Origin of the sequence: Planococcus donghaensis (assembly GCF_001687665.2) — a bacterium.
Taxonomy (GTDB): Bacteria; Bacillota; Bacilli; order Bacillales_A; family Planococcaceae; genus Planococcus; species Planococcus donghaensis.
Window position 1 is genome coordinate 52,578 of record NZ_CP016543.2, and the last position, 25,402, is coordinate 77,979.

The following is a 25,402-nucleotide window of genomic DNA, read 5'->3' on the forward strand; positions in this document are numbered from 1 at the left end:
AACTTTTTAATTAACCATTGGTTAAGTTAGAAAGGGCGCACGGTGGATGCCTTGGCACTAGGAGCCGAAGAAGGACGGCACTAACACCGATATGCTTCGGGGAGCTGTAAGTGAGCTGTGATCCGGAGATTTCCGAATGGGGGAACCCACTACTTTTAATCGAGTAGTATCCATGTGTGAATCTATAGCACATGAGAAGGCAGACCCAGGGAACTGAAACATCTAAGTACCTGGAGGAAGAGAAAGCAAATGCGATTCCCTGAGTAGCGGCGAGCGAAACGGGATCAGCCCAAACCAAGAGGCTTGCCTCTTGGGGTTGTAGGACACTCTATACGGAGTTACAAAAGGTAGGATTAGGCGAAGCGACCTGGAACGGTCCGCCGCAGTGGGTAACAGCCCCGTAGCCGAAAACCTTGCCCCTCCAGAGTGGATCCTGAGTACGGCGGAACACGTGAAATTCCGTCGGAATCTGGGAGGACCATCTCCCAAGGCTAAATACTTCCTAGTGACCGATAGTGAACCAGTACCGTGAGGGAAAGGTGAAAAGCACCCCGGAAGGGGAGTGAAATAGATCCTGAAACCGTGTGCCTACAAGTAGTCAAAGCCCGTTAATGGGTGATGGCGTGCCTTTTGTAGAATGAACCGGCGAGTTACGATTGCATGCAAGGTTAAGCTGAGAAGGCGGAGCCGCAGCGAAAGCGAGTCTGAATAGGGCGACAGAGTATGCAGTTGTAGACCCGAAACCAGGTGATCTACCCATGTCCAGGGTGAAGGTAAGGTAACACTTACTGGAGGCCCGAACCCACGCACGTTGAAAAGTGCGGGGATGAGGTGTGGGTAGCGGAGAAATTCCAATCGAACCTGGAGATAGCTGGTTCTCTCCGAAATAGCTTTAGGGCTAGCCTCAAGATCGAGAATCCTGGAGGTAGAGCACTGTTTGGACTAGGGGCCCATCCCGGGTTACCGAATTCAGACAAACTCCGAATGCCAGTGATTTATGCTTGGGAGTCAGACTGCGAGTGATAAGATCCGTAGTCAAGAGGGAAACAGCCCAGACCACCAGCTAAGGTCCCCAAATATCCGTTAAGTGGAAAAGGATGTGGCGTTGCTTAGACAACCAGGATGTTGGCTTAGAAGCAGCCATCATTTAAAGAGTGCGTAATAGCTCACTGGTCGAGTGACACTGCGCCGAAAATGTACCGGGGCTAAACGGATTACCGAAGCTGTGGATGGATCTCGTAAGAGATCCGTGGTAGGAGAGCGTTCTAAGGGCGTTGAAGTCAGACCGGAAGGACTGGTGGAGCGCTTAGAAGTGAGAATGCCGGTATGAGTAACGAAAGACGGGTGAGAATCCCGTCCACCGAATGCCTAAGGTTTCCTGAGGAAGGCTCGTCCGCTCAGGGTTAGTCGGGACCTAAGTCGAGGCCGATAGGCGTAGACGATGGACAACAGGTTGATATTCCTGTACCACCTCCCCGCCGTTTGAGCAATGGGGGGACGCAGAAGGATAAGGTGAGCGTGCCGTTGGTTGTGCACGTCCAAGCAGTGAGGCGTGGAATGAGGCAAATCCCATTCCTGATACGTTGAGCTGTGATGGCAAGAGACTGAGTCTCAGAGTCCCTGATTTCACACTGCCAAGAAAAGCCTCTAGCGAGGCGGGAGGTGCCCGTACCGCAAACCGACACAGGTAGGCGAGAAGAGAATTCTAAGGTGAGCGAGTGAACTCTCGTTAAGGAACTCGGCAAAATGACCCCGTAACTTCGGGAGAAGGGGTGCTCTGGTAGGGTGTATAGCCCGAGAGAGCCGCAGTGAATAGGCCCAGGCGACTGTTTAGCAAAAACACAGGTCTCTGCAAAACCGTAAGGTGACGTATAGGGGCTGACGCCTGCCCGGTGCTGGAAGGTTAAGAGGAGTGCTTAGCGCAAGCGAAGGTGCGAATTGAAGCCCCAGTAAACGGCGGCCGTAACTATAACGGTCCTAAGGTAGCGAAATTCCTTGTCGGGTAAGTTCCGACCCGCACGAAAGGCGTAACGATCTGGGCACTGTCTCAACGAGAGACTCGGTGAAATTATAGTACCTGTGAAGATGCAGGTTACCCGCGACAGGACGGAAAGACCCCGTGGAGCTTTACTGTAGCCTGATATTGAATTTTGGTGCAACTTGTACAGGATAGGTAGGAGCCTTAGAGCCCGGAGCGCCAGCTTCGGAGGAGGCGTCGGTGGGATACTACCCTGGTTGTATTGAAATTCTAACCCACAAGCCTGATCGGCTTGGGAGACAGTGTCAGGCGGGCAGTTTGACTGGGGCGGTCGCCTCCTAAAGAGTAACGGAGGCGCCCAAAGGTTCCCTCAGAATGGTTGGAAATCATTCGCAGAGTGTAAAGGCAGAAGGGAGCTTGACTGCGAGACGTACATGTCGAGCAGGGTCGAAAGACGGGCTTAGTGATCCGGTGGTTCCGCATGGAAGGGCCATCGCTCAACGGATAAAAGCTACCCCGGGGATAACAGGCTTATCTCCCCCAAGAGTCCACATCGACGGGGAGGTTTGGCACCTCGATGTCGGCTCATCGCATCCTGGGGCTGTAGTCGGTCCCAAGGGTTGGGCTGTTCGCCCATTAAAGCGGTACGCGAGCTGGGTTCAGAACGTCGTGAGACAGTTCGGTCCCTATCCGTCGCGGGCGCAGGAAATTTGAGAGGAGCTGTCCTTAGTACGAGAGGACCGGGATGGACACACCGCTGGTGTACCAGTTGTTCTGCCAAGGGCATCGCTGGGTAGCTATGTGTGGCCGGGATAAGTGCTGAAAGCATCTAAGCACGAAGCCCCCCTCAAGATGAGATTTCCCATTGCGCAAGCAAGTAAGATCCCTCAAAGACGATGAGGTAGATAGGTTCGAGGTGGAAGCGTGGCGACATGTGCAGCTGACGAATACTAATCGATCGAGGACTTAACCAAAACCATGTACACGAAGACTTGCCCGTTCCAATGTCGTTTATCCAGTTTTGAGTGAACAAGCACTCAACCAAATAATCCAGTGATGATGGCAAAGAGGCCACACCCGTTCCCATCCCGAACACGGCAGTTAAGCTCTTTTGCGCCGATGGTAGTTGGGGGTTTCCCCCTGTGAGAGTAGGACGTCGCTGGGCCATAAAAAGAAAGGCGTTACCGATTCCGGTAACGGCTTTTTTTGTGTTTGAAGAAAATTAATAAAAAAGAACAGTCTAGTCTTTTGAGTTCAAAACCACGATTTCCAGACGGAATTGTTATAATAGAATCAATTAATCAATGTGAGGATGAAAGTTTATGACGCAACGACGTCCGATTGTAGATGCTTTAATTCAATTTCAAAAAAAACAACCGATTTCTTTCCATGTACCGGGACATAAGCACGGAATACTATCGGGTTTACCAAAAGAAATTCACCCCGCACTGTCCTATGATTTAACAGAATTAACAGGGCTAGACGACCTTCATTATCCAGAAGGTGTGATTCAAGAAGCCCAGCTTTTATTGGCAGAGGCTTATGGGGCCAAAGAGAGCTTTTTACTAATCAATGGTTCAACTGTAGGGAATTTGGCGATGATCCATGCGGCATGTAGAGAAGGCGACGTGGTGATTGTTCAGCGCAATTCTCACAAGTCAATTTTCCATGCCTTAGAACTTGCTCATGTGCGTCCTGTATATGTCGCACCACAATGGGACGAATATTCTATGACGGCTGCTGCAGTGTCTCTAAAAGCAATTAAAACGGCAATTGAAGCATATCCTGAGGCAAAGGCAGTCGTGCTCACTTATCCGAATTATTATGGGGTTGTTTCGGATGAACTTTCTGAAATTATCTCCTTATGTCATGAAAAAGACATTGCGGTTTTGGTAGATGAAGCACACGGTGCTCATTTTCAGGCAGGAGCGCCGTTTCCAGTTTCAGCACTCGAGTTAGGGGCAGACGTTGTCGTGCAATCAGCGCATAAAACTTTACCCGCTATGACTATGGGGTCATTTTTACATAGGGGTAGCAATCGTGTAAGTGGGAAAAGAATTCAAAAGTATTTGCGAATGTTTCAATCGAGCAGTCCCTCTTATTTGATATTGGCGTCTTTAGATGATGCACGGGCTTATCTTCAAAGTTATTCGCCACCCGATATTCGATCATTTAATGAAAAGCGTGAACGTTTTTTAAGCAGTTTACGGATGATTCCACAATTACTCGTAGTCGAATCGGATGATCCGTTAAAAATTATGTTGCGTGTGGCTCATCATAGTGGCTACCAGCTAAAAGAAAAGCTAGAACAAGTTGGTATTGAAGCTGAATTAGCTGACCCGTTTCAAGTATTGTTGATTTTGCCTTTATTAAAACAGCGTCATGCGTATCCGTTTGCGGAAATTCGCAGTCGTTTAAAAGAGGCAGTAGCGATGCTTGAAAGAGAAGATAGACAAGTAACAACAATAGAGGTTAAACAGATAGCTGATGTAACAGTGCCAGAGTTCTCTTTTGAAGAAATCGATTTAGCCGACCAAGAATGGGTATCTTACACACAAATTATTGGGCGCATTGCAGCAGGAATGGTGATACCTTACCCACCGGGGATTCCGTTAATTGTGGCTGGGGAAAAATGGACCATGCTTAAAGTAGAAGAATTAATGAATCACCTTGCTACAAATGCCCAAATTCAAGGTGACCATCGTTTAGCTTTTAAGCAATTGCCGGTTCTGATGCAAGACACTGAAGTAGTAAGCAACGTATAAAAGGGTATACTAAAGCATCAACTAGGATGAGGAGGGTTTTCATGAAGCAAGAAAAGTATGCAATCATTGATATCGGTTCGAATACCATTCGACTTGTTATATATACACGGGACAAAAGCGGCCGTTTTACTGAAAGTGAGAACGTGAAAGCAGTGGCTCGACTTCGAAGTTATTTAAATGAAGAGAATGTTCTAGAGCAAGAAGGTATCGATATATTAGTGAAGACATTAAAGAGCTTTCAGGAAGTGACTCGTCATCATCAGTTAAAGTCTATTAAATGCGTAGCTACAGCTGCAGTACGCCAAGCAGAAAATCAAGCTGCCATTTTAGCAACAGTAGAAAATGACACCGATTTTTCTATCCGTATTTTATCCGAATACGAAGAAGCACATTACGGGTACCTCGCAGTCGTTAACTCAACCCCATTTACTAGTGGCGTCACCGTGGATATTGGTGGGGGGAGTACGGAAATCACTTATTTTAAAGACCGTCAGCTTATTTATTTTTATAGTTTTCCATTTGGTGTGTTGTCTTTAAAAGAGCAGTTTATCCAAGAAGACACCCCCAAAAAAGGAGAAATGCGGGAGTTGCGGAGCTTTTTAAAAGAACAGTTTAATCAGTTAGACTGGTTAGCGGATAAACGCTTACCATTGATTGGTATTGGGGGAAGTGCAAGGAACATGGCACAAGTTCATCAAGAGCATATTGACTACCCTTTTTCCGGGGTACATCAATATATGATGTACAAAGACGATGTGGAGGAAGTTTATGACTTATTAAATTCTCAAGATTTTTCAGAGCTTCAAGGTTTAGAAGGGTTATCAAAAGACCGCGCGGACATTATTATTCCCGCCGTTGAAGTTTTTCGCTATTTGATGGAGTTGATTGATACAAAACAATTTGCGCTCAGTAGAAAAGGCTTACGAGATGGTGTTTTTTATGAAGAGATGACGAAAAACTTTGATTTGGCTGTCCTCCCCAATGTCATAGAAGAAAGCTTTCATGAGTTAGCGATCGATTACGATATTAATTTAACTCACGCCTTCCATGTTACAAATAGCTCCTTGCTCATTTCAAAAGCTTTAGAAGCAATAGATTTATTGTCATTGGAAGAACAAGATTATAAGCGTTTAAAACTGAGTAGTGCTCTTTATAATTTAGGTAGTTATATCGATTCTGAATCTAGTCATCAACATACGTTTTATTTATTAAGCAATCGTACGATAGATGGCTTACTGCACAAAGAACGGGTCATTATTGCATTGATGGCTTCGTTTAAAAATAGGGGGACTTTTAAACGCAATGTAGCACTTTATGAAAAGTGGTTTTCGAAAGATGAATTAGCAAAATATACATTGCTCGGAGCAATTATTAAAATGGCGTATAGTTTAAATGCCACTAAACGAGACATTGTTGAAGACATCAAGCTCGATCAACAAGAGGGTGTATTGGTCTTTACGGTGCAATGTCGCGAAGACTGGAAGCCTGAGCAATACCAAATAGAAAAGCAGAAAAAACATTTAGAAAAACAGCTGAAACAAACGGTGGAGTTTCGGTTTTATAAATAATCGATTGCTGAAAACAGCGTAAAAGGTGGTGTGGGCAGTGGATTCAGGGAAAAAGAAGAACGTTGAGCTAAGAAATCCGGCTTATTACAATAACCGTGAATTGAGCTGGCTCGCTTTTAATGAACGTGTACTACAAGAAGCACTTGATAAAAAAAATCCTTTATTGGAACGACTAAAGTTTTTAGCGATCTTCAGTTCGAATTTAGATGAGTTTTTTATGGTTCGTGTAGCTGGGTTGCAAGATCAAGTGAAAGTGGGATTTACAAAACCTGAAAACAAAGCAGGAATGACACCAAAGCAACAGTTAAATGAAATTGCTATAAAAACCCATCAACTTGTAGACTTACAGTATGAAACCTTGCGAAATACATTGTTACCTAAGCTTCAAAAAGAACATGTTGAGTTTGTGAAGATGAAGGATTTAGATGCTGAACAAGTAAAAGCAATGGAAGTGTATTTTGAAGACTATATTTTCCCAGTACTAACGCCTATGGCGATTGATGCGTATCGAACGTTTCCAATGCTGCTCAATAAAAGTATTAACTTAGCGGTAAAATTGGACGCGGAAAAAAAGCAAGACGAAGAAGGGCAGAAAATCGCTATTGTTCAAGTGCCTGCCGTATTAGAACGTTTTGTCCAAATTGAGCCGGAGAAAAATAGTCATAAATTAGTGTTACTAGAAGACGTAATTAGTTTCTTCATTCATAAGTTGTTTCATGGTTTTCAAGTTACTTCCGTATCGGTGTTCCGTATTACCCGTAACGCCGACATGACTATTCACGAAGAAGGCGCACGCGACTTACTGAAAGAAATTGAAGAAGAACTTCGTAAACGAAAGTGGGGAGCAGCAGTTCGTTTAGAAATTCAACAACCAGGATTTGATTTGGATATTTTGGATTATTTGACGGACGAATTAGAAGTCCATAAAAAAGATGTTTACGCAATTGAAGGGTTTTTAGATGTAACAGCTTTTTTTAATTTTTATAAAAAAATGGCCCCTGTTTGGGAGCATTTGGTCTTTGAAGGAAAAGTGTCTCAATTGCCCGCAAGTATGGAAACCGGCAAGCAAATTTTTCAAAAAGTTAGTGAACAAGATGTCTTTTTGCATCATCCATATGAATCGTTTGAGCCTGTTGTTCAATTTATAACAGAAGCTGCAGATGATCGGGATGTACTCGCGATCAAGCAAACCTTATACCGTGTTAGTGGAGATTCGCCGGTTATTAAAGCATTAAAAAGAGCGGCAGAAAACGGCAAGCAAGTCACCGTACTTGTTGAATTAAAAGCTCGTTTTGATGAAGAAAACAATGTCCACTGGGCGAAAGAATTAGAAAAAGCCGGGTGTCATGTTATTTACGGAATGACACATTTGAAAACACATAGTAAGATTACGCTCGTTGTCCGTAAAAAAGAAGATAAAATCGAGCGATTTGTTCACTTAGGGACCGGTAATTACAACGATCAAACCGCGAAAATTTATACCGATATGAGCTTGTTTACATCAAAAAGGCAATTCGGAATCGATGCCACTAATTTTTTTAATTATTTAAGCGGCTACACGGAAAAACCGGAATTCCATTACTTATCAGTAGCGCCTTTTACCATTCGGACCGATATTATTGAGTTAATCGATACGGAAATCCGATTTCAGAAAAAGAATGGCAACGGTCGGATTGTCGCAAAAATGAATTCCTTAACCGATAAAGTTATTATTATGAAGCTATACGAAGCATCAAATGCTGGAGTGAAAGTGGAGTTAATCGTTAGGGGAATTTGTTGTTTACGACCAGGCATCCCGGGAGTAAGTGAAAATATTCAAGTACGAAGTATTGTTGGGAGCCTCTTAGAACATAGCCGTGTCTATTTTTTCAATCAAAATGGCAAAGAAAAAATCTTTTTATCATCAGCAGACATGATGACGAGGAATTTGAATAATCGCATCGAAATTTTGTTTCCGATTATTGACGAAAAAATTAAAGACCAAGTCGAAACCATTTTAGAGTTAGGTCTTATGGATAATGTGAAAGCTCGTGAGCAAGATGCAAATGGTGTTTATAGCTATGTCCCACGTAAAGAAAATGAACCTGCTTTGGACAGTCAAATGGAGTTGTTTCGTCGCGCTTACCGAGTAGCGGAAGACGAAGAGTAGTGGCAACTAGACAGTTTTAAAGGTCACTGTAAAAAGAGCACCTTTTCGTGTATAGTATAAAGAGTTTGAAGCAGTAGATTATGATTAATTTCATGGAATAAGGTGATTAGCAAAATGAGTTATTTAATCAATCTCGAAGGCGGAGAAGGATCGGGAAAATCAACGGTTCTGAAAATGCTAGCAGATGCATTAATAGAAAAAGGATTCTCGGTTGTATGTACAAGAGAACCGGGTGGCATCGATATTGCCGAACAAATTCGTGAAGTCATTTTAAACCGGGAAAATACAGCAATGGATGCGCGAACAGAAGCATTGTTATATGCTGCGGCAAGAAGACAGCATTTGGTAGAGAAAATCATTCCTGCGCTCCAAGAAGGCAGCATTGTATTATGCGACCGCTATATTGATTCGAGTCTTGCTTATCAAGGGTATGCACGAGGACTTGGGATGGAAGAGATTTTTGCTATTAACAAATTCGCCATCGATGAGTACATGCCAGACTTGACGCTGTATTTTGATGTTAATCCTAAAGTCGGATTGGCACGGATTGAGAAGGACGCAAATCGTGAAGTAAACCGCTTAGATGTAGAATCGATGAAGTTTCATTATAAAGTAAGAGAGGGTTACCTTCTGTTATTAAGTCAAAGCCCAGAACGTATTCGCTTAGTAAATGCAGAAAATGAGCTTCCAATCGTTTTTGCAGATGCGTTGGAAACAGCCGTGCGTTTTATAGAGGAACGTCAAACAACAGTAGATCCTACATAAGTCTTTTCTCAGCATCTATTTTTTGATTAAATGACTGGAAAGATATGCAGTGCTTACCTTTGTTCATGTTATACTTATATAGAAGAAAGATAAAAAGGAGTGGGTGCTGATGAAACTCGTAGTAGCAGTTGTACAGGACCAAGACAGTAACCGATTATCCAATGCGTTAACAAAAAATGATTTCCGGGCTACAAAGCTTGCCAGTACAGGAGGGTTTTTACGGTCAGGGAACACCACCTTTTTAATCGGTGTTGAGGATGATCTCATCCCGAAATTAATGGATTTGATCCGTGAGAATTGTCGTTCACGTGAACAAATGGTCGCGCCAGTTTCACCAATGGGTGGTAACGCAGATTCATATATTCCTTATCCAGTGGAAGTTGAAGTAGGCGGAGCAACGATTTTTGTCTTGCCAATTGAACAATTCCATCATTTTTAATCAATAGGGACAAGTGAGTTTCCCGTGATAAGTACCGCGGGTATCGTCCAGTTAGTACTATAAACAATACCCGTGATCCAATCGGAACACGGGATTTTTTACAAAGTCTGAAGGTGAAGTTGATGCAAAAAACAACGGATGAATTTTTGGAGATGCAACCGGTAGTGATGAAGCGACTGCAAGGGGCTTATGGAAAAGAGCGTCTCGCGCATGCTTATCTATTTGAAGGTCCCGCAGGTTCAGGGAAAAAGGAGATTACTCATTTTTTCGTTAAGCTTTTACTATGCGAATCACCTATTGAAAATGTTCCATGTGAAACATGTCGGAGCTGTCAACTGTATAATTCCGGCAATCATACGAATGTTATTTTCATTGAACCGGATGGTCAAAACATTAAAATCGATCAAATTCGCGAATTAATTTTCAAGTTGAATAAAACCGGCTTGAATACAGGCCGTAAAATATACGTGATTGAACAAGCAGACCGAATGAATAATTCTTCTGCTAATGCGCTATTAAAGTTTTTAGAAGAACCGGAATTTAATGTTACGGCTATCTTGTTAACAGAACGCTTGAATGCGATAATGAGCACAATCCGTTCTCGTTGCCAATTGGTATCATTTCGTCCTTTATCTCGTCCAAAGTTAATGGAGAGGTTAATTGCGAACGGCATGACCGAATCCATGGCAGCAACAGTGAGTATGCTGACACAAAGTGAAGATGAAGCTGTTTCATTAAGTCAGGACGAACAATTTTCACAAGCAAGAAAAACAGTTTTGAAAATGGTAGAAGTGGCTAATGGCAATGTTCATGAAGCACTTTTAATGCTTCAAGCCGAATGGCTGCCATTATTTAAAGAAAAAGAAGATGCCGAAAGAGGTCTAGACATGTTATTATTTGCATATCGGGACATCGCTTCGGTAAAAGCAGGTCTAGAGACTGCACGAACATATCCAGACATGGAAGAAACTTGGAAGCAGATGGCTCTCCAACGCTCCTTTACGGTATTGTCCAAGCAGTTGCAGGCTATATTACAAGCCAAACAACAATTGCCGCGCAATATGAACCGGACGCTGTTGATGGAGCAGTTAATGCTGAATCTGCAGGAGGGGTAGCAATTGTATAATGTGATAGGTGTTCGCTTCAAGAAAGCGGGTAAAATATATTATTTCGATCCGGCTGAATTAGGAATCGAAAAAGACGATTACGTCATTGTGGAAACAGCAAGAGGCGTAGAATATGGGAAAGTAGTCGTGCCAACGAAAACAGTTGGAGAAAACGATGTCGTTTTACCTTTAAAACAAGTGGTGAGAATAGCAACTGAACGCGATCGCCAACAAGTAGAGGAAAATCGACTAGAAGCAAGTCGAGCTTTTGAAATGGGTACTGAAAAAATTGAAGAACATCAATTGGACATGAAGCTAGTTGATGTCGAATACACGTTTGATCGCAACAAAGTTATTTTTTACTTTACAGCAGAAGGTCGTGTGGATTTCCGGAACTTGGTCAAAGACTTGGCTTCCATTTTCCGTACCCGCATCGAACTTCGTCAAATTGGTGTTCGTGATGAAGCAAAAATGCTCGGTGGCATAGGGCCTTGTGGTCGTATGTTATGCTGTTCTACGTTTTTAGGTGATTTTGAACCGGTATCCATCAAAATGGCAAAAGATCAAAATTTATCGTTAAATCCTTCGAAAATCTCAGGCTTATGCGGACGATTAATGTGCTGCTTAAAATATGAGAACGATGAATATGAAACAGCAAAAAAAGAAATGCCAGATGTTGGAACAAGAGTGACGACGCCAGACGGAGATGGTCGTGTAGTTGGCATGAACATTTTAGAGCGAGTATTAAAAATTCGCTTATCTGAGCAAGAACAAACACTTGAATATACATTAGATGAGATAATGGGCCAAGGAACGAGAGCGTGAGGTGGTTTAAGTGAAGGAAAAAAACTTTTTAGATACAGTCATGGAATTTGAACAGCAACTCCAATCGATGCAAGAGCAATTCAGCGAGTTAAAAGCCGTGGTGGCTCGGACGATGGAGGAACATCATGCATTGCAGCTGGAAAATCATCATTTACGTTCACGATTGGATGAATTTCATAAAGCGGTTCCAGAAGTGGCAGCAGTAGATCCAGTAAAATTGAAAAAAGCTGTTATGGATATCGGTGAAGGCTACGATAATTTAGCGCGCTTATATCATGAAGGTTATCATGTCTGCAACGTCCATTTCGGCAGTTCTCGAAAAGGCGATGATTGTCTGTTTTGTTTGTCATTCCTGAATAAACAAAACTAAAAAGTAGAAATTAAGATCAATAAAGAGAAAGGCTTCCGACACTCCGTGTGGCGGCAGCCTTTTGTTATGCTAGGAGTTGAAAGAATGTTAGTGGGCGACGAAAGATTAGATTATTTATTAGCGGAAGATCTACGGATTATTCAAAGTCCATCGGTGTTTTCGTTTTCTTTAGACGCGGTGTTATTGGCGCGTTTTGTATATGTGCCGTTCAAACGAGGAACAATTGTGGATTTGTGCACGGGCAATGGAGCGATTCCCTTGTTTCTCAGTGCACGGACAGAATCTCGTATTATCGGAGTAGAGTTGCAAGAAAGGCTCGCTCATATGGCACGGCGTAGTATAGCTTTTAATGAGCTCGAAAAGCAAATAGAAATTATCGAAGGCGATGTTAAAAACATGCCGAAACAATTAGGGTTTGAAAAATATGATGTCGTAACGTGTAATCCGCCATACTTTCCAGCACATGAGATGAGCGACAAGAACATTAGTGAGCATATGGCGATTGCCCGTCACGAATTGCATTTAACATTGGACGAAGCCGTACAAGCAGCGAGTCAATTGCTCAAACAAGGAGGCAAAGCAGCATTTGTCCATCGTGCAGGTCGATTGATTGATTTGATGTCGGCGATGCGTGCAAACCGCTTAGAACCTAAACGGATTCGTCTCGTTTACCCGAAAGCTGGAAAAGAAGCGAATACCTTATTGATCGAAGGTATTAAAGACGGCAAGCCGGATCTGAAAATATTGCCCCCGCTGATTGTATACGGAGAAGATGGGGAATATACAGAAGAAGTGCGTGAGTTATTATATGGAGATAACTAATCATTATTTTTATGTTTTAGAATGTGCGGATCAGTCTTATTATGCCGGGTATACCAATGACCTCGTAAAGAGGTTATCCGCCCACAATGCAGGAAAAGGCGCAAAATATACACGTGCTAAAGGCCCGTCAAAACTAATTTACCATGAATGTTTTGAGACAAAGCAAGAAGCCATGAAAGCGGAATACGCCTTTAAACAATTAACTAAGCCACAAAAAATTCGTTACATTGCTGAAGAAAAGGAGAGCGACAAATGAAATCTCAAAAAAGTTTTCAGCACAAAGAAGCAACTTTGTATTTAGTAGCAACACCCATTGGCAATTTAGAAGACATGACCATACGTGCGTTGCGCATTTTAAAAGAAGTCGATATGATTGCAGCCGAAGATACACGTAACACCAAAAACCTTTGCAATTATTTTGAAATACAAACAAAGTTAGTTAGCTATCATGAGCATAATCAAGAAAGCGGCGGTTTTAAAATTTTATCGTATCTGGAACAAGGCAAGTCGGTTGCATTAGTTAGTGATGCCGGCATGCCATGCATCTCGGATCCTGGTGAAGATATTGTCAAACGAGCGGTAGCGGAAGGTTTTCCTGTCGTACCCATTCCAGGAGCTAACGCAGCACTGAGTGCGCTAATTGCTTCTGGAATCTCCCCACAACCTTTTATGTTTTATGGATTTTTATCGCGCAATAAAAAAGAACGACTAGCTGAGCTTGAACTATTAGGACAGAAAGAAGAAACACTCATTTTTTATGAAGCACCTCATCGATTAAAAGAAAGCTTAAAAAGCATTCAAAAAGCAGTGGGCGATGACCGGAAAATTGTGTTAGCACGTGAAGTAACTAAGAAATTTGAAGAATTTATAAGAGGGTCAGTAGGGGAAGCTGTCGAATGGGCTGACGAAAATGAAATTCGTGGAGAATTTTGCTTAGTGTTAGAAGGCAATGCAGACCCTGAACCGATAGATAACGTGAAGTGGTGGGAAACGTTATCTATTGAAGAGCATGTCGATCAATTGATAGAAACCAAAAAATTAACGTCGAAAGAAGCAATTAAAGAAGCAGCAATCGAACGTCAATTGTCGAAAAGAGAAGTATATCAAGCTTATCATACGTAAGAAAAGCGAAAGCACCCGTGTAGCTCTGTCGGGCGTAAGACAGGCTGGCGAAGTGGCGTGTTTTCAGCCACACAGCCAGAGTGGCTTACGATCCAAAGAGCTGGGTGCTGGAGTCTAGACAAAGAAAAGCGAAAGCACTCGTGTCGTTCTGTCGGACGTAAAATATTCATAAAAAAACCGGATGCACGGGCATCCGGTTTTTTATATTATCTTTTTAAGTTGTTTTGAATTTCTTTTACTAACATTTCTGCGCCTTCAGAGCTTAAGATCAGTTTACCGCCAACTAATTGCATGTTTTCGTCTGATACTTCACCTGTAACTGCACATGTCATGTTTGGTAAGTATTTCTTCAAAATGATCTTATCGTCGTCCACATAAATTTCCAATGCGTCTTTCTCAGCGATTCCTAAAGTACGGCGCAATTCGATTGGAATTACCACACGTCCTAACTCATCTACTTTACGAACAATTCCTGTTGATTTCATAATTATAGTCCTCCTTTAAGTTTATCGGATGTATTCGTCAAAATTCGACATTTTCCACTTCCTGTAATAAATCATACCAAGTACTGTCAATTAGGTCAATAAAAAACTATCGAAAATATAATAAAATTTAAGATTTAGTGTTAATTTCGCCAGATTTACTGTACAAGATGTCATAAATTCGACAAAATGTCGAATGGAATTGTAACGGGATAGCTATAAGTAGCAAGCTATAATACCTATTTAAGTGATTGGTTGGAATTGAAAGATTGTACAAAATTGGGGACTTGGTTAAAATAAGGACTATACAAAAAAACTGGAGGAATTTTTCGTGACTGCTAACAACAAGACATTTTATATAACTACACCAATTTATTACCCAAGCGGAAAATTCCATATTGGAACGGCATATACAACAGTCGCTTCTGATGCAATGGCCCGCTATAAGCGCCTACGTGGATTTGATGTCCGGTTTTTAACTGGAATGGACGAGCATGGCCAGAAAATAGAGGAAAAAGCAAACGAGGCAGGCAAAGCGCCGCAAGAGTTTGTGGATGAAATGGCTGCAGCTGCCAAACAAGTATGGTCGGTTATGGACATTACGTATGATGATTTTATCCGGACTACAGAAGAACGTCATAAAGAAGGAGTCGAGCGGATTTTTAAAACTTTCCTCGACAATGGTGATATTTATAAAGGGGAGTACGAAGGTTGGTACTGTACTCCTTGTGAATCATTTTTCACCGAAAACCAATTAGAAAATGGCAATTGTCCAGACTGTGGGCGCCCGGTTCAAAAAGTCAAAGAAGAGTCGTATTTCTTCAATATGAAAAAATACGCATCACGTCTTTTGGAATACTATGAAAATAATGTCGAATTTATTGAACCAGAATCACGTAAAAACGAAATGATTAATAATTTCATTAAACCTGGATTAGAAGATTTGTCGGTTTCACGAACTTCTTTTGACTGGGGAATTCCAGTTCCTGGAGATCCGAAGCACGTTATTTATGTGTGGGTGGATGCTTTGTCGAATTACATCACGTCTCTAGGTTACGGCTCAGAAGACGATAGTTTGTTTAATAAGTACTGGCCAGCGGATGTTCATGTAGTTGGTAAAGACATCGTCCGCTTCCATACAATCTATTGGCCGATTTTCTTGATGGCTTTGGATTTACCATTACCGAAAAAAGTCTTCGCTCATGGTTTTATTATGATGAAAGACGGCAAAATGTCGAAATCGAAAGGCAATGTCGTTTATCCAGAAATGCTGGTTGAGCGTTACGGTCTAGATGCAACTCGTTATTTCTTATTACGTGAATTACCATTTGGTTCAGACGGTGTTTTTTCACCCGAATCATTTATCGAGCGAACAAATTTTGATTTAGCAAACGATCTTGGGAATTTATTAAACCGTACAGTGTCTATGATCAATAAATACTGTGATGGTGTTGTGCCACAAATTAACGGCTTACAAACAGATTTTGATGCACCATTGCAGCAAGTAGCTGCACAAACGGTAAAAGCTCATGAACAGTACATGGAAAAAATGCAATTTAGTATTGTATTAAGTGAAGTTTGGACATTGATCTCTCGAACCAATAAATACATTGATGAAACACAGCCCTGGGTATTAGCAAAAGACGAAAATGCAAAAGAGCAATTGGATTCTGTTATGGCTCATTTAGCGGAAAGCTTACGAATGACAGCAGTAATGTTGCAGCCGTTCTTGCCGAATGCACCAAAACAAATTATTGAGCAACTTGGTTTAACAGAAGAATTTTTAGCGTGGGATACATTACAAGACTTCGCTAAAATTCCAGCTGGTACACAAGTTGTGTCGAAAGGTACGCCAATTTTCCCTCGCCTCGAAGTAGAGCCGGAAGTGGCATATATTCGTGATCAAATGCGTGGAACTGTAGCGCCAGTCGCAGAAGAACCAGAAGTGATGGAAGTTCCAGATGTACCGGAAATTGAAATTGAAGATTTTGCGAAAGTAGATTTGCGCGTAGCAACAGTTACAGATTGTGAAGCTGTTCCAAAGACTTCGAAGCTTTTAAAACTTCAGCTAGATATGGGGTATGAAAAGCGCCAAGTTGTTTCAGGGATTGCTGAACATTATAAACCTGCTGATTTAGTAGGTAAAAAAGTGGTCGTTGTTGCAAATTTAAAACCAGTGAAATTGCGTGGAGAGTTATCTGAAGGAATGATTTTAGCTGGTGAAAAAGATGGCTATTTAACATTAGCATCGGTCGCTGAGCAGCTACCAAATGGTTCGAAAATAAAATAAAAAATACTGGAAAAGAACTGTTTTGACCCACTTTCATTAGTGGGTCTTTTTTTGATTTTCTAGTGTAAATTGCCCAATATTACAAAGAAATAGGACGAAATGACGCGGAATTAACATGTTTTGTTACCTAATTGTAATGTTGCTGTGAAGAAAGATACAGGTAGAACCATTAGAATAAAGCTTAATGTGAGGAGAATGATTGATGTTTATCGATACCCATGTACATTTAAATGCAGATCAATACGATGAGGACTTAGTAGAAGTCATTGAGCGCGCACGAGAAAACCATGTGGAGAAAATGGTAGTCATCGGCTTCGACCGAAAAACGATCGAACGAGCCATAGAGTTGGCCGAAACCTACGAATTTATCTTCGCAGTAGTTGGTTGGCATCCAGTAGATGCCATCGACTGTACTGAAGAAGACTTAGCGTGGATTGAAGAGCTAGCTGCTCATCCTAAAGTAGTTGGAATCGGAGAAACCGGTTTGGATTACCATTGGGACAAATCGCCAAAAGAGGTACAACAAGAAATCTTCCGTAAGCAAATTCGGTTGGCTAAAAAAGTGAAACTGCCAATTATCATTCATAATCGGGAAGCAACGGCAGACGTATTAGAAATTCTTAAAGAAGAAAACGCACAAGAAGTAGGCGGCGTGATGCATTGCTTTAGTGGCAGTGTAGAGACAGCCCACCAAAGTATCGCAATGAACTTCTTGATTTCACTTGGTGGACCAGTAACATTTAAAAATGCAAAAAAGCCAAAAGAAGTGGCCGAAGCGATCTCACTCGATCATTTAATGATTGAAACAGATGCTCCATATTTAGCGCCGCATCCATATCGGGGTAAACGAAACGAACCGTCGTATGTTCCACTAGTAGCGAAAGAAATTGCACGACTAAAAGATATTTCCATCGAAATGGTTGCAAAAGCGACAACGGAGAACGCTGAGAGGTTTTATAAATTTTCTCAAAAAAAGTAAAATTAAGAAATTCATATTCGTTGACATGAAAAACACAGGCCCATATAATCACTCAAGTGAAAGAGGAGGAATTATTTTTGACAAATCAAACAAATAGTACCAATTCGACAAAGTCATTTAAAGGTAAATCGTTGGCGGTAACAATCGCAACTATCTTGTTGTTCGCAGCGGTTTTAACATTCGCTATATATGAAGGAACAAAAAATACAGTAACTGTAACAGCTAATGGAGAACAAGAGCAGGTAAGAACGCATGCAGAAACAGTCGGTGCTTTTTTAGAAGAACAAGACATCAAACCTGGAGAGCATGATTTTGTCAGCCACTCGTCAGAAACACCGATTAACGAAGATATGACATTGGAATGGGATGCTGCAGAACAATACGCAGTAACTGTTGATGGGGAAGCAACTTCAGCTTGGACCACAAAAAACACAGTGTCAGACATTTTAGCAACTGCGAATATCGAACTAACAAAACACGATAAAGTAACACCAGCATTAGACACACAAGTAGATGAAGATACAAAAATCTCAGTTGAAAAAGCATACGAAGTTACGATTCAAGACGGTCTGGAAGAAAAGAAAGTATGGTCTACTTCAACGACAGTCGCTGAGTTCTTAAAAGAAAACAAAATCACTTTAGGTAAACTAGATCGCGTTGAAAGTGACTTGGATGAATTGGTTTTACCGAATTCTGCAGTCAAAGTAGTTCGCGTTGAAAAAGTTACCGATGTAGTTGAGGATTCTGTGAAGTATGCAGTCGAAACCAAAAAAGATGACACGCTTCTTAAAGGCAGCGAAAAAATTGTTCAAAAAGGTCAAAATGGCTTAGTAGAAAAAACATATGAAATTGTAAAAGAAAATGGTAAAGAAGTAAAACGAGACCTTAAGAATGAAAAAGTAGTAAAAGAACCAACGAAACAAGTAACTGCAGTTGGTACAAAAACAGTTGTAGCTAGTGTTTCACGTGGTGCTAAAACAGCAACTGCTAAAACAGTTTCATCTGAAAAAGCAACACCAACTACAGCTACAGCTAAAGCAACACCAAAAGCAACGCCTGTTAAAGCAACACCAGCAGCCGCAGAACCAACTGGCGGAAAAGAATTTTATGTATCGGCAACAGCTTATACAGCAAGTTGCACAGGCTGTTCAGGAATTACTGCTACAGGCATTAACTTGAAAACGAACCCTGGTCTTAAAGTAATTGCAGTAGATCCTCGTGTGATTCCATTAGGCTCTAAAGTTTGGGTTGAAGGATATGGCAATGCGATTGCAGGCGATACTGGTGGAGCAATCAAAGGAAATAAAATTGATTTATTCATGGCAAACAGGTCAGATGCGTTATCATTTGGACGGAAACAAGTGAAAGTTAGAATTTTAAACTAATCTATTTTAATCCAACTCTGTAGGCTTTCCTGGGATATTTCCCGGGAAAGCTTTTTACATGTTTATCGGGAAACATGTAAAATAAACAAGAAGCTTGAAAAGAGGAATCTAATAAATGAAAATAACTGAAATTATTGTAGTTGAAGGAAAAGATGATACAGTGGCCATTAAACGCGCTGTCCATGCGGATACCATTGAAACAAATGGTTCAGCTATTACAGCAGAAACGCTCGCGCGAATCGCTCACGCCCAAGAAAAGCGAGGCGTCATAGTTTTTACTGATCCGGATTATCCTGGGCGCCGTATCCGTGCTATTATTGAAGAACATGTGCCCCAGGCAAAACATGCATTTTTGGCGAAGGAAAAAACAATCGCTAAAAACGGCAAAGGCTTAGGAATTGAACATGCCCGTGATGAAGACATTCGTGAAGCGTTATCCGCTGTTTATACACCGTTACAGCAAGACCGGGCGATTGAGATTACAATGGAAGATTTAATCGATGCTGGCCTTGTTGCTCATCCACAAGCGAAACAGCGCCGTATTGCAATCGGCAACGACTTGCAAATCGGTTACACAAATGGCAAACAACTTCAGAAGCGCCTTCATATGTTTGGGATTTCTAAAGACCAGTTTATCAAAGCAGTACAAGCGTTAACTCAGGAGGAAAATTAATGACTAAAGATATTGCAACACCTATTCGTACGCAACAAATCATGACGAAATACAATTTGAAAGTGAAGAAAAGCTTAGGACAAAACTTCTTAATTGATCCTAATATTTTACGCAAAATTGTCGGCCAAGCCAACTTAACCAAAAAATCTGCGGCGATTGAAATTGGGCCTGGAATTGGTGCGTTAACCGAGCATTTGGCAAGAGAAGCTGGAAAGGTGTTAGCCTTTGAAATCGATCAACGTTTATTGCCAGTATTAGCCGACACATTGTCACCATATGACAATATTTCCATTGTCCATTCTGATATTTTAAAAGCGGATGTCCAAGCAGCCATTGATAGCGAATTAGCAGGATACGATGATATTGTAGTTGTGGCCAACTTACCTTATTACGTAACAACCCCAATTATTTTAAAGTTGTTACTAGAAAAGTTACCGATTCGTGGCATGGTCGTTATGTTGCAAAAAGAGGTGGCTGAGCGCATTACAGCAAAACCAGGAACAAAAGCTTACGGATCGCTATCAATCGCTATACAGTACTATACACAAGCTGAAATGGCATTAACTGTTCCGAAGTCTGTATTCTTACCTCAACCGAATGTCGACTCTGCTGTTATCCGTATGACCAAACGAGAGGTACCGGAAGTCGAAGTAATCGACGAGGACTTTTTCTTTAGCGTTACGAGAGGATCGTTTGTTCAACGAAGAAAAACTATATTAAACAACCTTCAAGTAGCAATGCCTTCAGGAAAAGAGAAAAAAGAGTTGATCTTAAAAGCGCTAGAAGAAGCAGAAATTGATCCGACAAGACGTGGTGAAACTTTAACGATTAAAGAATTTGGTTTGTTATCGGATAAATTATACGCTTATTTCCAGTAATGCCGGCATTCTGTTACAAAATCGGCACAACTTGTTTCGAGTTAAAGAAATTTCGAATAAATAAATATTGACAGCAACAGAGTGTCGCTGATAAAATTATAAATTTGCTTGACTATTCCATCAAATTATGGTAGAATTTTATCCATAGTGAGGTGTAGACAAAATGCCCAAAACTTTGGCGGATATTAAAAAGTCGTTAGACCTACATTTAGGAAAGCGATTGCTTTTGAAGGCAAACGGAGGTCGCAAGAAAACGGTCGAACGTGCCGGAATCCTGCGCGAAACATATCACTCCGTGTTCGTGATTGAGTTAGATCAAGAAGAGCATGCATTTGAACGCGTGTCTTACAGCTACGCAGACATCTTAACTGAAGCAGTAGAAATTACTGTGTACGAAGGAACCGAAGACGCACTTGTTGTGAAATAATCGAACTACATTTATAAGATACTCCAAAACTTGCTCCTGCTCATCTAAGCGGAATGCGAGTTTTTTTGTTTCTGTCACCACTTTGCTTTCCATTAGCCCGCGGTATGTTAAAATAGTCTTCATCAGAATATAAAAGGAGGCAGTGGGATGCTCTACGTGAAAGCGCCTGCCAAGATTAATTTAACATTAGATGTTTTGCATAAACGTCCAGATAACTATCATGAAATCGAAATGATTATGACCACGGTGGATTTGTCGGATCGCATAGGATTGATGGGGACAGCAAAAGGCATACATATTCAGTCTGCAGATCGCTTTGTGCCAAATGATTCCCGCAACCTTGCTTATCAGGCCGCACAATTGATTAAAGACACTTTTAACATTAAGACTGGCGTTATCATCTCGCTAGATAAAAAAATTCCGGTTGCCGCAGGTTTGGCCGGAGGGAGTAGCGATGCTGCTGCTACATTAAAAGGGTTAAATAAACTTTGGCAATTAAACTTGTCGCTTGATGAACTAGCTGAACTAGGTGCTAAAATCGGCTCGGATGTTTCTTTTTGCGTTTACGGGGGCACAGCTCTTGCAAAAGGACGCGGAGAAATTATTCAACAATTGCCGACACCTCCAAACTGTTGGGTCATTCTAGCAAAACCAACGATTGGTGTTTCTACAGCTGATGTCTACGGGGCATTCGATGTAGCAACCGCAGAGCACCCAAATACACAAGCCATGATGCAAGCACTCGAAGACGGCGATTACGATGCGATGTGCGCTAACCTTGGCAACGCACTTGAAAGCGTTACGTTAAAATTGTATCCAGAAGTTGCGCATATTAAAGATCAAATGAAGAAATTTGGTGCGGATGCTGTATTGATGAGCGGCAGTGGACCGACAGTGTTTGGGTTGGTTTACCAAGAAGCGCGTATTCCGCGAATATATAATGGATTGCGTGGCTTTTGTTCGGAAGTCTACGCAGTACGGTTGATTGGTGAACGAGAGCCTCTTGCTTAAATACGGACATTTATGGTAAGTTTTCTATAAATCATTCGTGTTTAGGAGAGGGTAGTTTTGAAGTGGAAGCGCAGTGAACGGCTTGTCGATATGACGCATTTTTTGTTAGACCATCCACATAAATTGATTCCGCTGACTTATTTCTCGGAGTTGTATCAATCAGCCAAGTCATCCATCAGTGAAGATTTAGGGATTGTAAAAGAAACGTTTGAAGAAAAAGGAATCGGTTTATTGATGACGGTGCCAGGAGCAGCTGGCGGCGTTAAATATGTTCCGAAGCTTCAAGCTAGTGAGATTAAAACCGTAATAGCGGATTTAATGGAAGAATTGAGTCATTCGGATCGACTGTTGCCAGGTGGCTATTTGTATATGACCGACGTGCTTGGTAACCCAGAAATGATGAACCGGGTCGGTAAAGTATTCGCGACAGCATTTGCCAATGAGAAAATTGACGTCATCATGACAGTAGCGACAAAAGGTATTCCAATTGCCCATGCTATTGCCCGTCATTTAAATGTACCGGTCGTTATCGTTCGTCGCGACAGCAAAGTCACCGAAGGCTCTACCGTCAGCATAAATTATGTATCGGGGTCATCTAGACGGATCCAGACCATGGTATTATCAAAACGCAGTATGAAAAGTGGCCAGCGTGTCCTGATCACTGATGACTTTATGAAAGTCGGTGGAACGATGAATGGCATGAAAAACCTACTTGAAGAGTTTGAATGTACATTAGCGGGTGTCGCTGTTCTCGTTGAAGCTGAGCATTCAGATGAACGTCTTGTCGAGAAGTATTTGTCTCTCGTCAAATTACACGAAGTCAGTGAAAAAGAACGAACTATCGCTTTAGAAGAAGGAAATTACTTTGAAAACGGGGGAGTTTAAATGAATTACGTAGCGACAGACAAAGCGGCAGCTGCAATTGGCCCATATTCACAAGGTGTAGTGTCAGGAGGGCTTTTGTATAGCTCGGGTCAAATTCCATTAACAGCAACCGGTGAATTGGTCGATGGTTCGATTGGCGATCAAACGCATCAAGTATTTTCAAACCTAAAAGCAGTACTTGCAGAAGCGGGCTCATCTCTGAATGATGTCATCAAAACGACTGTTTTTATTAAGGACATGAATGACTTTGCTGCTTTAAACGAGATTTATGCTAGTTACTTTGGCGATCATAAACCAGCACGTTCGACAGTTGAAGTGGCGCGTTTGCCAAAAGACGTAAAAGTAGAAATTGAAGTTATTGCAAAAGTGAACAAGTAAAAATTAGCTAAGCTAAGTGAAAAAAGCAGGCCAACTCATGAAATGATGAGCTGGCCTGCTTTTTTCATTTAATATTTCATTTATTTTCTTTATTAAGTAAATTTTCTAATAAGTTTTATTATTTATGAAGGAGAATAGTTCTTTATAGCGAATACCCATAATTAGGGTTTAAAACAGCAGCTGAGAGGAGGGGGAACAAGAGAATGGAAGTAACAGATGTGAGACTAAGACGTGTACAAACCGATGGTCGAATGAGAGCAATCGCCTCCATCACGCTGGATGACGAATTTGTGATTCATGATATTCGGGTGATTGATGGAAACGATGGCTTGTTTGTAGCGATGCCGAGCAAAAGAACACCAGATGGAGAATTTAGAGATATTGCCCATCCGATTAATTCGAGCGCACGCATGAAGCTACAAGAAGCGGTCTTAACAGCATATGAGCAAAGTGAAAGCGAATCGGTCCTGGAAAATGCCGGGGTTTAATGGAGCTGAAGCAAGGAGCCTTCTATTGTAAAATAGGCTCTTTTTTTATTTGCCTTTTTTGTCATGGGATTGTCATGCCTTGGAACCTTGAAAAATCAAGGTTTTTCCGCTATAGTCAATAAGGAAAAGCTAATTTTTGGTTGACATGGCGAGGTTAACACTGAACCAATCAATTAATAGAATAAATATAAGGGTAGAACTGGTAAAAGAGTTTTGATCAAAAGAGGAGTGGAGGGATAACAGATGGCAAATACATATGCAGTAATTTTAGCGGCCGGCCAAGGGACGCGCATGAAGTCAAAATTGTACAAAGTACTTCACCCAGTCTGTGGCATGCCAATGGTTGAACATGTAACAAGCAACGTGGAGCAACTTGGTGTTGAAAAAATCGTAACCGTTGTCGGCCATGGAGCTGAAAAAGTTCAGCAACAGTTGGGTGAGAAAAGTGAGTACGCGTTACAAGCTGAGCAGCTCGGAACAGCTCATGCGGTACAGCAAACAGCTTCTTTGATTGAAGGTTTAGCAGGTACGACATTAGTGGTTTGTGGCGATACGCCATTAATTCGTCCAGAAACCATGCAAGCCTTGCTTGACCAACATACCGAAACAGGAGCCAAAGCAACCATTTTAACAGCAATTGCGGACAACCCAACAGGTTACGGCCGAATTCTTCGCAATAGCGAAGGCATTGTTGAAAAAATCGTTGAGCAAAAAGATGCTTCGTCAGAAGAACAACAAGTAAAAGAAATTAATACAGGAACTTATTGCTTTGACAACGAAGCGTTGTTTGAAGCGTTAAAATTAGTTTCCAATGATAACGTTCAAGGCGAATATTACTTGCCAGATGTTATTGAAATTCTACAAAAGCAAGGTGAGATCGTAGCCGCTTATGCAACAGATAGCTTTGATGAAACATTAGGAGTTAATGACCGTGTAGCATTAAGCCAAGCTGAGAACATTATGCGTAAGCGAATTGCCGAAAAACATATGAGAGCGGGCGTATCAATTATTGATCCTGCAACAGCTTATATTAGTGCACAAGCTGAAATCGGAGCGGATACCATCATTCATCCGAACGTAACGATTGCAGGCGATACAAAAATTGGGGAAGATTGTATTATTTCGTCAAACAGCCAAATTGTTAATAGTGTGATTGGTGACCGTACAACGATTCGCAGTTCAGAAGTTTACGATAGCAGCATTGGTACGGACACAGCTGTCGGACCATTTGCGCACGTTCGTCCACAATCAGCTTTAGGCAACGATGTGAAAATCGGTAACTTTGTTGAAGTGAAAAAAGCTGAAATCGGAAACGATAGCAAAATTTCTCATTTAAGCTATATTGGCGATGCAACAGTTGGCACAGGTGTTAATATTGGATGCGGGACCATTACTGTAAATTATGATGGCAAAAATAAATTCCAAACCGTTATTGAAGATGATACGTTCATCGGCTGTAATTCAAATCTAATTGCACCGGTTACTGTAGGCAAAGGATCATATGTTGCTGCAGGATCTACGATTTCCAAAAATGTACCTGAGGATTCATTGGCGATTGCTCGTTCGCGCCAAGAAAATAAAGAAGGCTATGCAAGTAAATTAAACAGGAAAAAATAG

23 protein-coding genes and 2 rRNA genes are annotated in these 25,402 nt (G+C 41.5%); 24 read left to right on the top strand and 1 reads right to left on the bottom strand.

Annotated elements, in window-relative coordinates:
* Positions 1-19: 19 nt before the first annotated feature.
* The 13 genes from BCM40_RS00230 to rsmI all read left to right on the top strand — a co-directional run bounded on the left by BCM40_RS00230 (position 20) and on the right by rsmI (position 13,909).
* Positions 20-2,952, top strand: a 23S ribosomal RNA gene (locus BCM40_RS00230).
* A 75-nt stretch (positions 2,953-3,027) separates the two neighbouring features.
* A 5S ribosomal RNA gene (rrf, locus tag BCM40_RS00235) occupies positions 3,028-3,143 on the top strand.
* Positions 3,144-3,300: 157 nt separating this feature from the next.
* Positions 3,301-4,743, top strand: a complete 1,443-nt coding sequence (locus BCM40_RS00240) for an aminotransferase class I/II-fold pyridoxal phosphate-dependent enzyme (protein WP_065527629.1) — start codon at positions 3,301-3,303, stop codon at positions 4,741-4,743.
* Positions 4,744-4,784: 41 nt separating this feature from the next.
* Positions 4,785-6,311: an exopolyphosphatase gene (ppx, locus tag BCM40_RS00245; protein WP_083394446.1), complete on the top strand. Its 1,527-nt coding sequence runs from the start codon at positions 4,785-4,787 to the stop codon at positions 6,309-6,311.
* Between the two features lie 37 nt (positions 6,312-6,348).
* Positions 6,349-8,460, top strand: coding sequence for an RNA degradosome polyphosphate kinase (locus tag BCM40_RS00250; protein ID WP_065527627.1), 2,112 nt, complete (start codon positions 6,349-6,351; stop codon positions 8,458-8,460).
* 114 nt (positions 8,461-8,574) lie between these two features.
* Entirely contained in the window at positions 8,575-9,225 is a 651-nt protein-coding gene (gene tmk / locus BCM40_RS00255; protein WP_065527626.1) for a dTMP kinase, read from the top strand.
* A 109-nt stretch (positions 9,226-9,334) separates the two neighbouring features.
* Positions 9,335-9,664 carry a cyclic-di-AMP receptor gene (locus tag BCM40_RS00260; protein WP_008498586.1) on the top strand — a complete coding sequence of 110 codons (330 nt, stop codon included), beginning with the start codon at positions 9,335-9,337 and terminating at the stop codon, positions 9,662-9,664.
* A 122-nt stretch (positions 9,665-9,786) separates the two neighbouring features.
* Positions 9,787-10,779: a DNA polymerase III subunit delta' gene (holB, locus tag BCM40_RS00265; protein WP_065527625.1), complete on the top strand. Its 993-nt coding sequence runs from the start codon at positions 9,787-9,789 to the stop codon at positions 10,777-10,779.
* Positions 10,780-10,782: 3 nt separating this feature from the next.
* Positions 10,783-11,595, top strand: a complete 813-nt coding sequence (locus tag BCM40_RS00270) for a PSP1 domain-containing protein (RefSeq protein WP_008433088.1) — start codon at positions 10,783-10,785, stop codon at positions 11,593-11,595.
* 10 nt (positions 11,596-11,605) lie between these two features.
* The gene (gene yabA, locus BCM40_RS00275) at positions 11,606-11,965 is read left to right on the top strand and encodes a DNA replication initiation control protein YabA (protein WP_008433090.1); all 360 of its coding nucleotides are present in this window, start codon (positions 11,606-11,608) and stop codon (positions 11,963-11,965) included.
* An 84-nt stretch (positions 11,966-12,049) separates the two neighbouring features.
* Complete coding sequence (locus tag BCM40_RS00280) at positions 12,050-12,787, top strand: tRNA1(Val) (adenine(37)-N6)-methyltransferase (RefSeq protein ID WP_156851242.1); 738 nt, start codon at positions 12,050-12,052, stop codon at positions 12,785-12,787.
* Positions 12,774-13,043 carry a GIY-YIG nuclease family protein gene (locus BCM40_RS00285; RefSeq protein WP_065527623.1) on the top strand — a complete coding sequence of 90 codons (270 nt, stop codon included), beginning with the start codon at positions 12,774-12,776 and terminating at the stop codon, positions 13,041-13,043. Before BCM40_RS00280 ends, BCM40_RS00285 begins: the two co-directional genes overlap by 14 nt.
* Positions 13,040-13,909 carry a 16S rRNA (cytidine(1402)-2'-O)-methyltransferase gene (gene rsmI / locus BCM40_RS00290; protein WP_065527622.1) on the top strand — a complete coding sequence of 290 codons (870 nt, stop codon included), beginning with the start codon at positions 13,040-13,042 and terminating at the stop codon, positions 13,907-13,909. Before BCM40_RS00285 ends, rsmI begins: the two co-directional genes overlap by 4 nt.
* Before the next feature lie 206 nt (positions 13,910-14,115).
* Here rsmI and BCM40_RS00295 read toward each other — a convergent pair whose 3' ends face one another.
* On the bottom strand, positions 14,116-14,394 hold the full coding sequence (locus BCM40_RS00295) for a transition state genes transcriptional regulator AbrB (protein WP_065527621.1): 279 nt from the start codon (positions 14,392-14,394) through the stop codon (positions 14,116-14,118).
* Between the two features lie 328 nt (positions 14,395-14,722).
* Between BCM40_RS00295 and metG the strand changes: the two genes are divergently transcribed.
* The 11 genes from metG (at position 14,723) to glmU (ending at position 25,402) form a co-directional block, all read left to right on the top strand.
* Positions 14,723-16,681, top strand: a complete 1,959-nt coding sequence (gene metG, locus BCM40_RS00300) for a methionine--tRNA ligase (RefSeq protein ID WP_065527620.1) — start codon at positions 14,723-14,725, stop codon at positions 16,679-16,681.
* Positions 16,682-16,883: 202 nt separating this feature from the next.
* The gene (locus tag BCM40_RS00305; protein WP_065527619.1) at positions 16,884-17,660 is read left to right on the top strand and encodes a TatD family hydrolase; all 777 of its coding nucleotides are present in this window, start codon (positions 16,884-16,886) and stop codon (positions 17,658-17,660) included.
* 77 nt (positions 17,661-17,737) lie between these two features.
* The gene (locus BCM40_RS00310; protein WP_065527618.1) at positions 17,738-19,045 is read left to right on the top strand and encodes a resuscitation-promoting factor; all 1,308 of its coding nucleotides are present in this window, start codon (positions 17,738-17,740) and stop codon (positions 19,043-19,045) included.
* A 115-nt stretch (positions 19,046-19,160) separates the two neighbouring features.
* On the top strand, positions 19,161-19,718 hold the full coding sequence (gene rnmV, locus BCM40_RS00315; protein ID WP_065527617.1) for a ribonuclease M5: 558 nt from the start codon (positions 19,161-19,163) through the stop codon (positions 19,716-19,718).
* Complete coding sequence (gene rsmA, locus BCM40_RS00320) at positions 19,718-20,596, top strand: 16S rRNA (adenine(1518)-N(6)/adenine(1519)-N(6))-dimethyltransferase RsmA (RefSeq protein ID WP_065527616.1); 879 nt, start codon at positions 19,718-19,720, stop codon at positions 20,594-20,596. The genes rnmV and rsmA overlap by 1 nt, the downstream gene beginning before the upstream one ends.
* 163 nt (positions 20,597-20,759) lie before the next feature.
* Positions 20,760-21,023 (top strand): biofilm formation stimulator Veg, encoded by a 264-nt coding sequence (veg, locus tag BCM40_RS00325; protein ID WP_006830753.1) that lies wholly within the window; start codon positions 20,760-20,762, stop codon positions 21,021-21,023.
* A gap of 147 nt (positions 21,024-21,170) precedes the next feature.
* Positions 21,171-22,034: a 4-(cytidine 5'-diphospho)-2-C-methyl-D-erythritol kinase gene (ispE, locus tag BCM40_RS00330; RefSeq protein ID WP_065527615.1), complete on the top strand. Its 864-nt coding sequence runs from the start codon at positions 21,171-21,173 to the stop codon at positions 22,032-22,034.
* A 57-nt stretch (positions 22,035-22,091) separates the two neighbouring features.
* Positions 22,092-22,919, top strand: a complete 828-nt coding sequence (gene purR / locus BCM40_RS00335; protein WP_065527614.1) for a pur operon repressor — start codon at positions 22,092-22,094, stop codon at positions 22,917-22,919.
* On the top strand, positions 22,920-23,297 hold the full coding sequence (locus BCM40_RS00340) for a RidA family protein (RefSeq protein WP_065527613.1): 378 nt from the start codon (positions 22,920-22,922) through the stop codon (positions 23,295-23,297).
* A gap of 203 nt (positions 23,298-23,500) precedes the next feature.
* On the top strand, positions 23,501-23,785 hold the full coding sequence (gene spoVG / locus BCM40_RS00345; protein ID WP_065527612.1) for a septation regulator SpoVG: 285 nt from the start codon (positions 23,501-23,503) through the stop codon (positions 23,783-23,785).
* 243 nt (positions 23,786-24,028) lie between these two features.
* Positions 24,029-25,402, top strand: coding sequence for a bifunctional UDP-N-acetylglucosamine diphosphorylase/glucosamine-1-phosphate N-acetyltransferase GlmU (gene glmU, locus BCM40_RS00350; protein WP_065527611.1), 1,374 nt, complete (start codon positions 24,029-24,031; stop codon positions 25,400-25,402).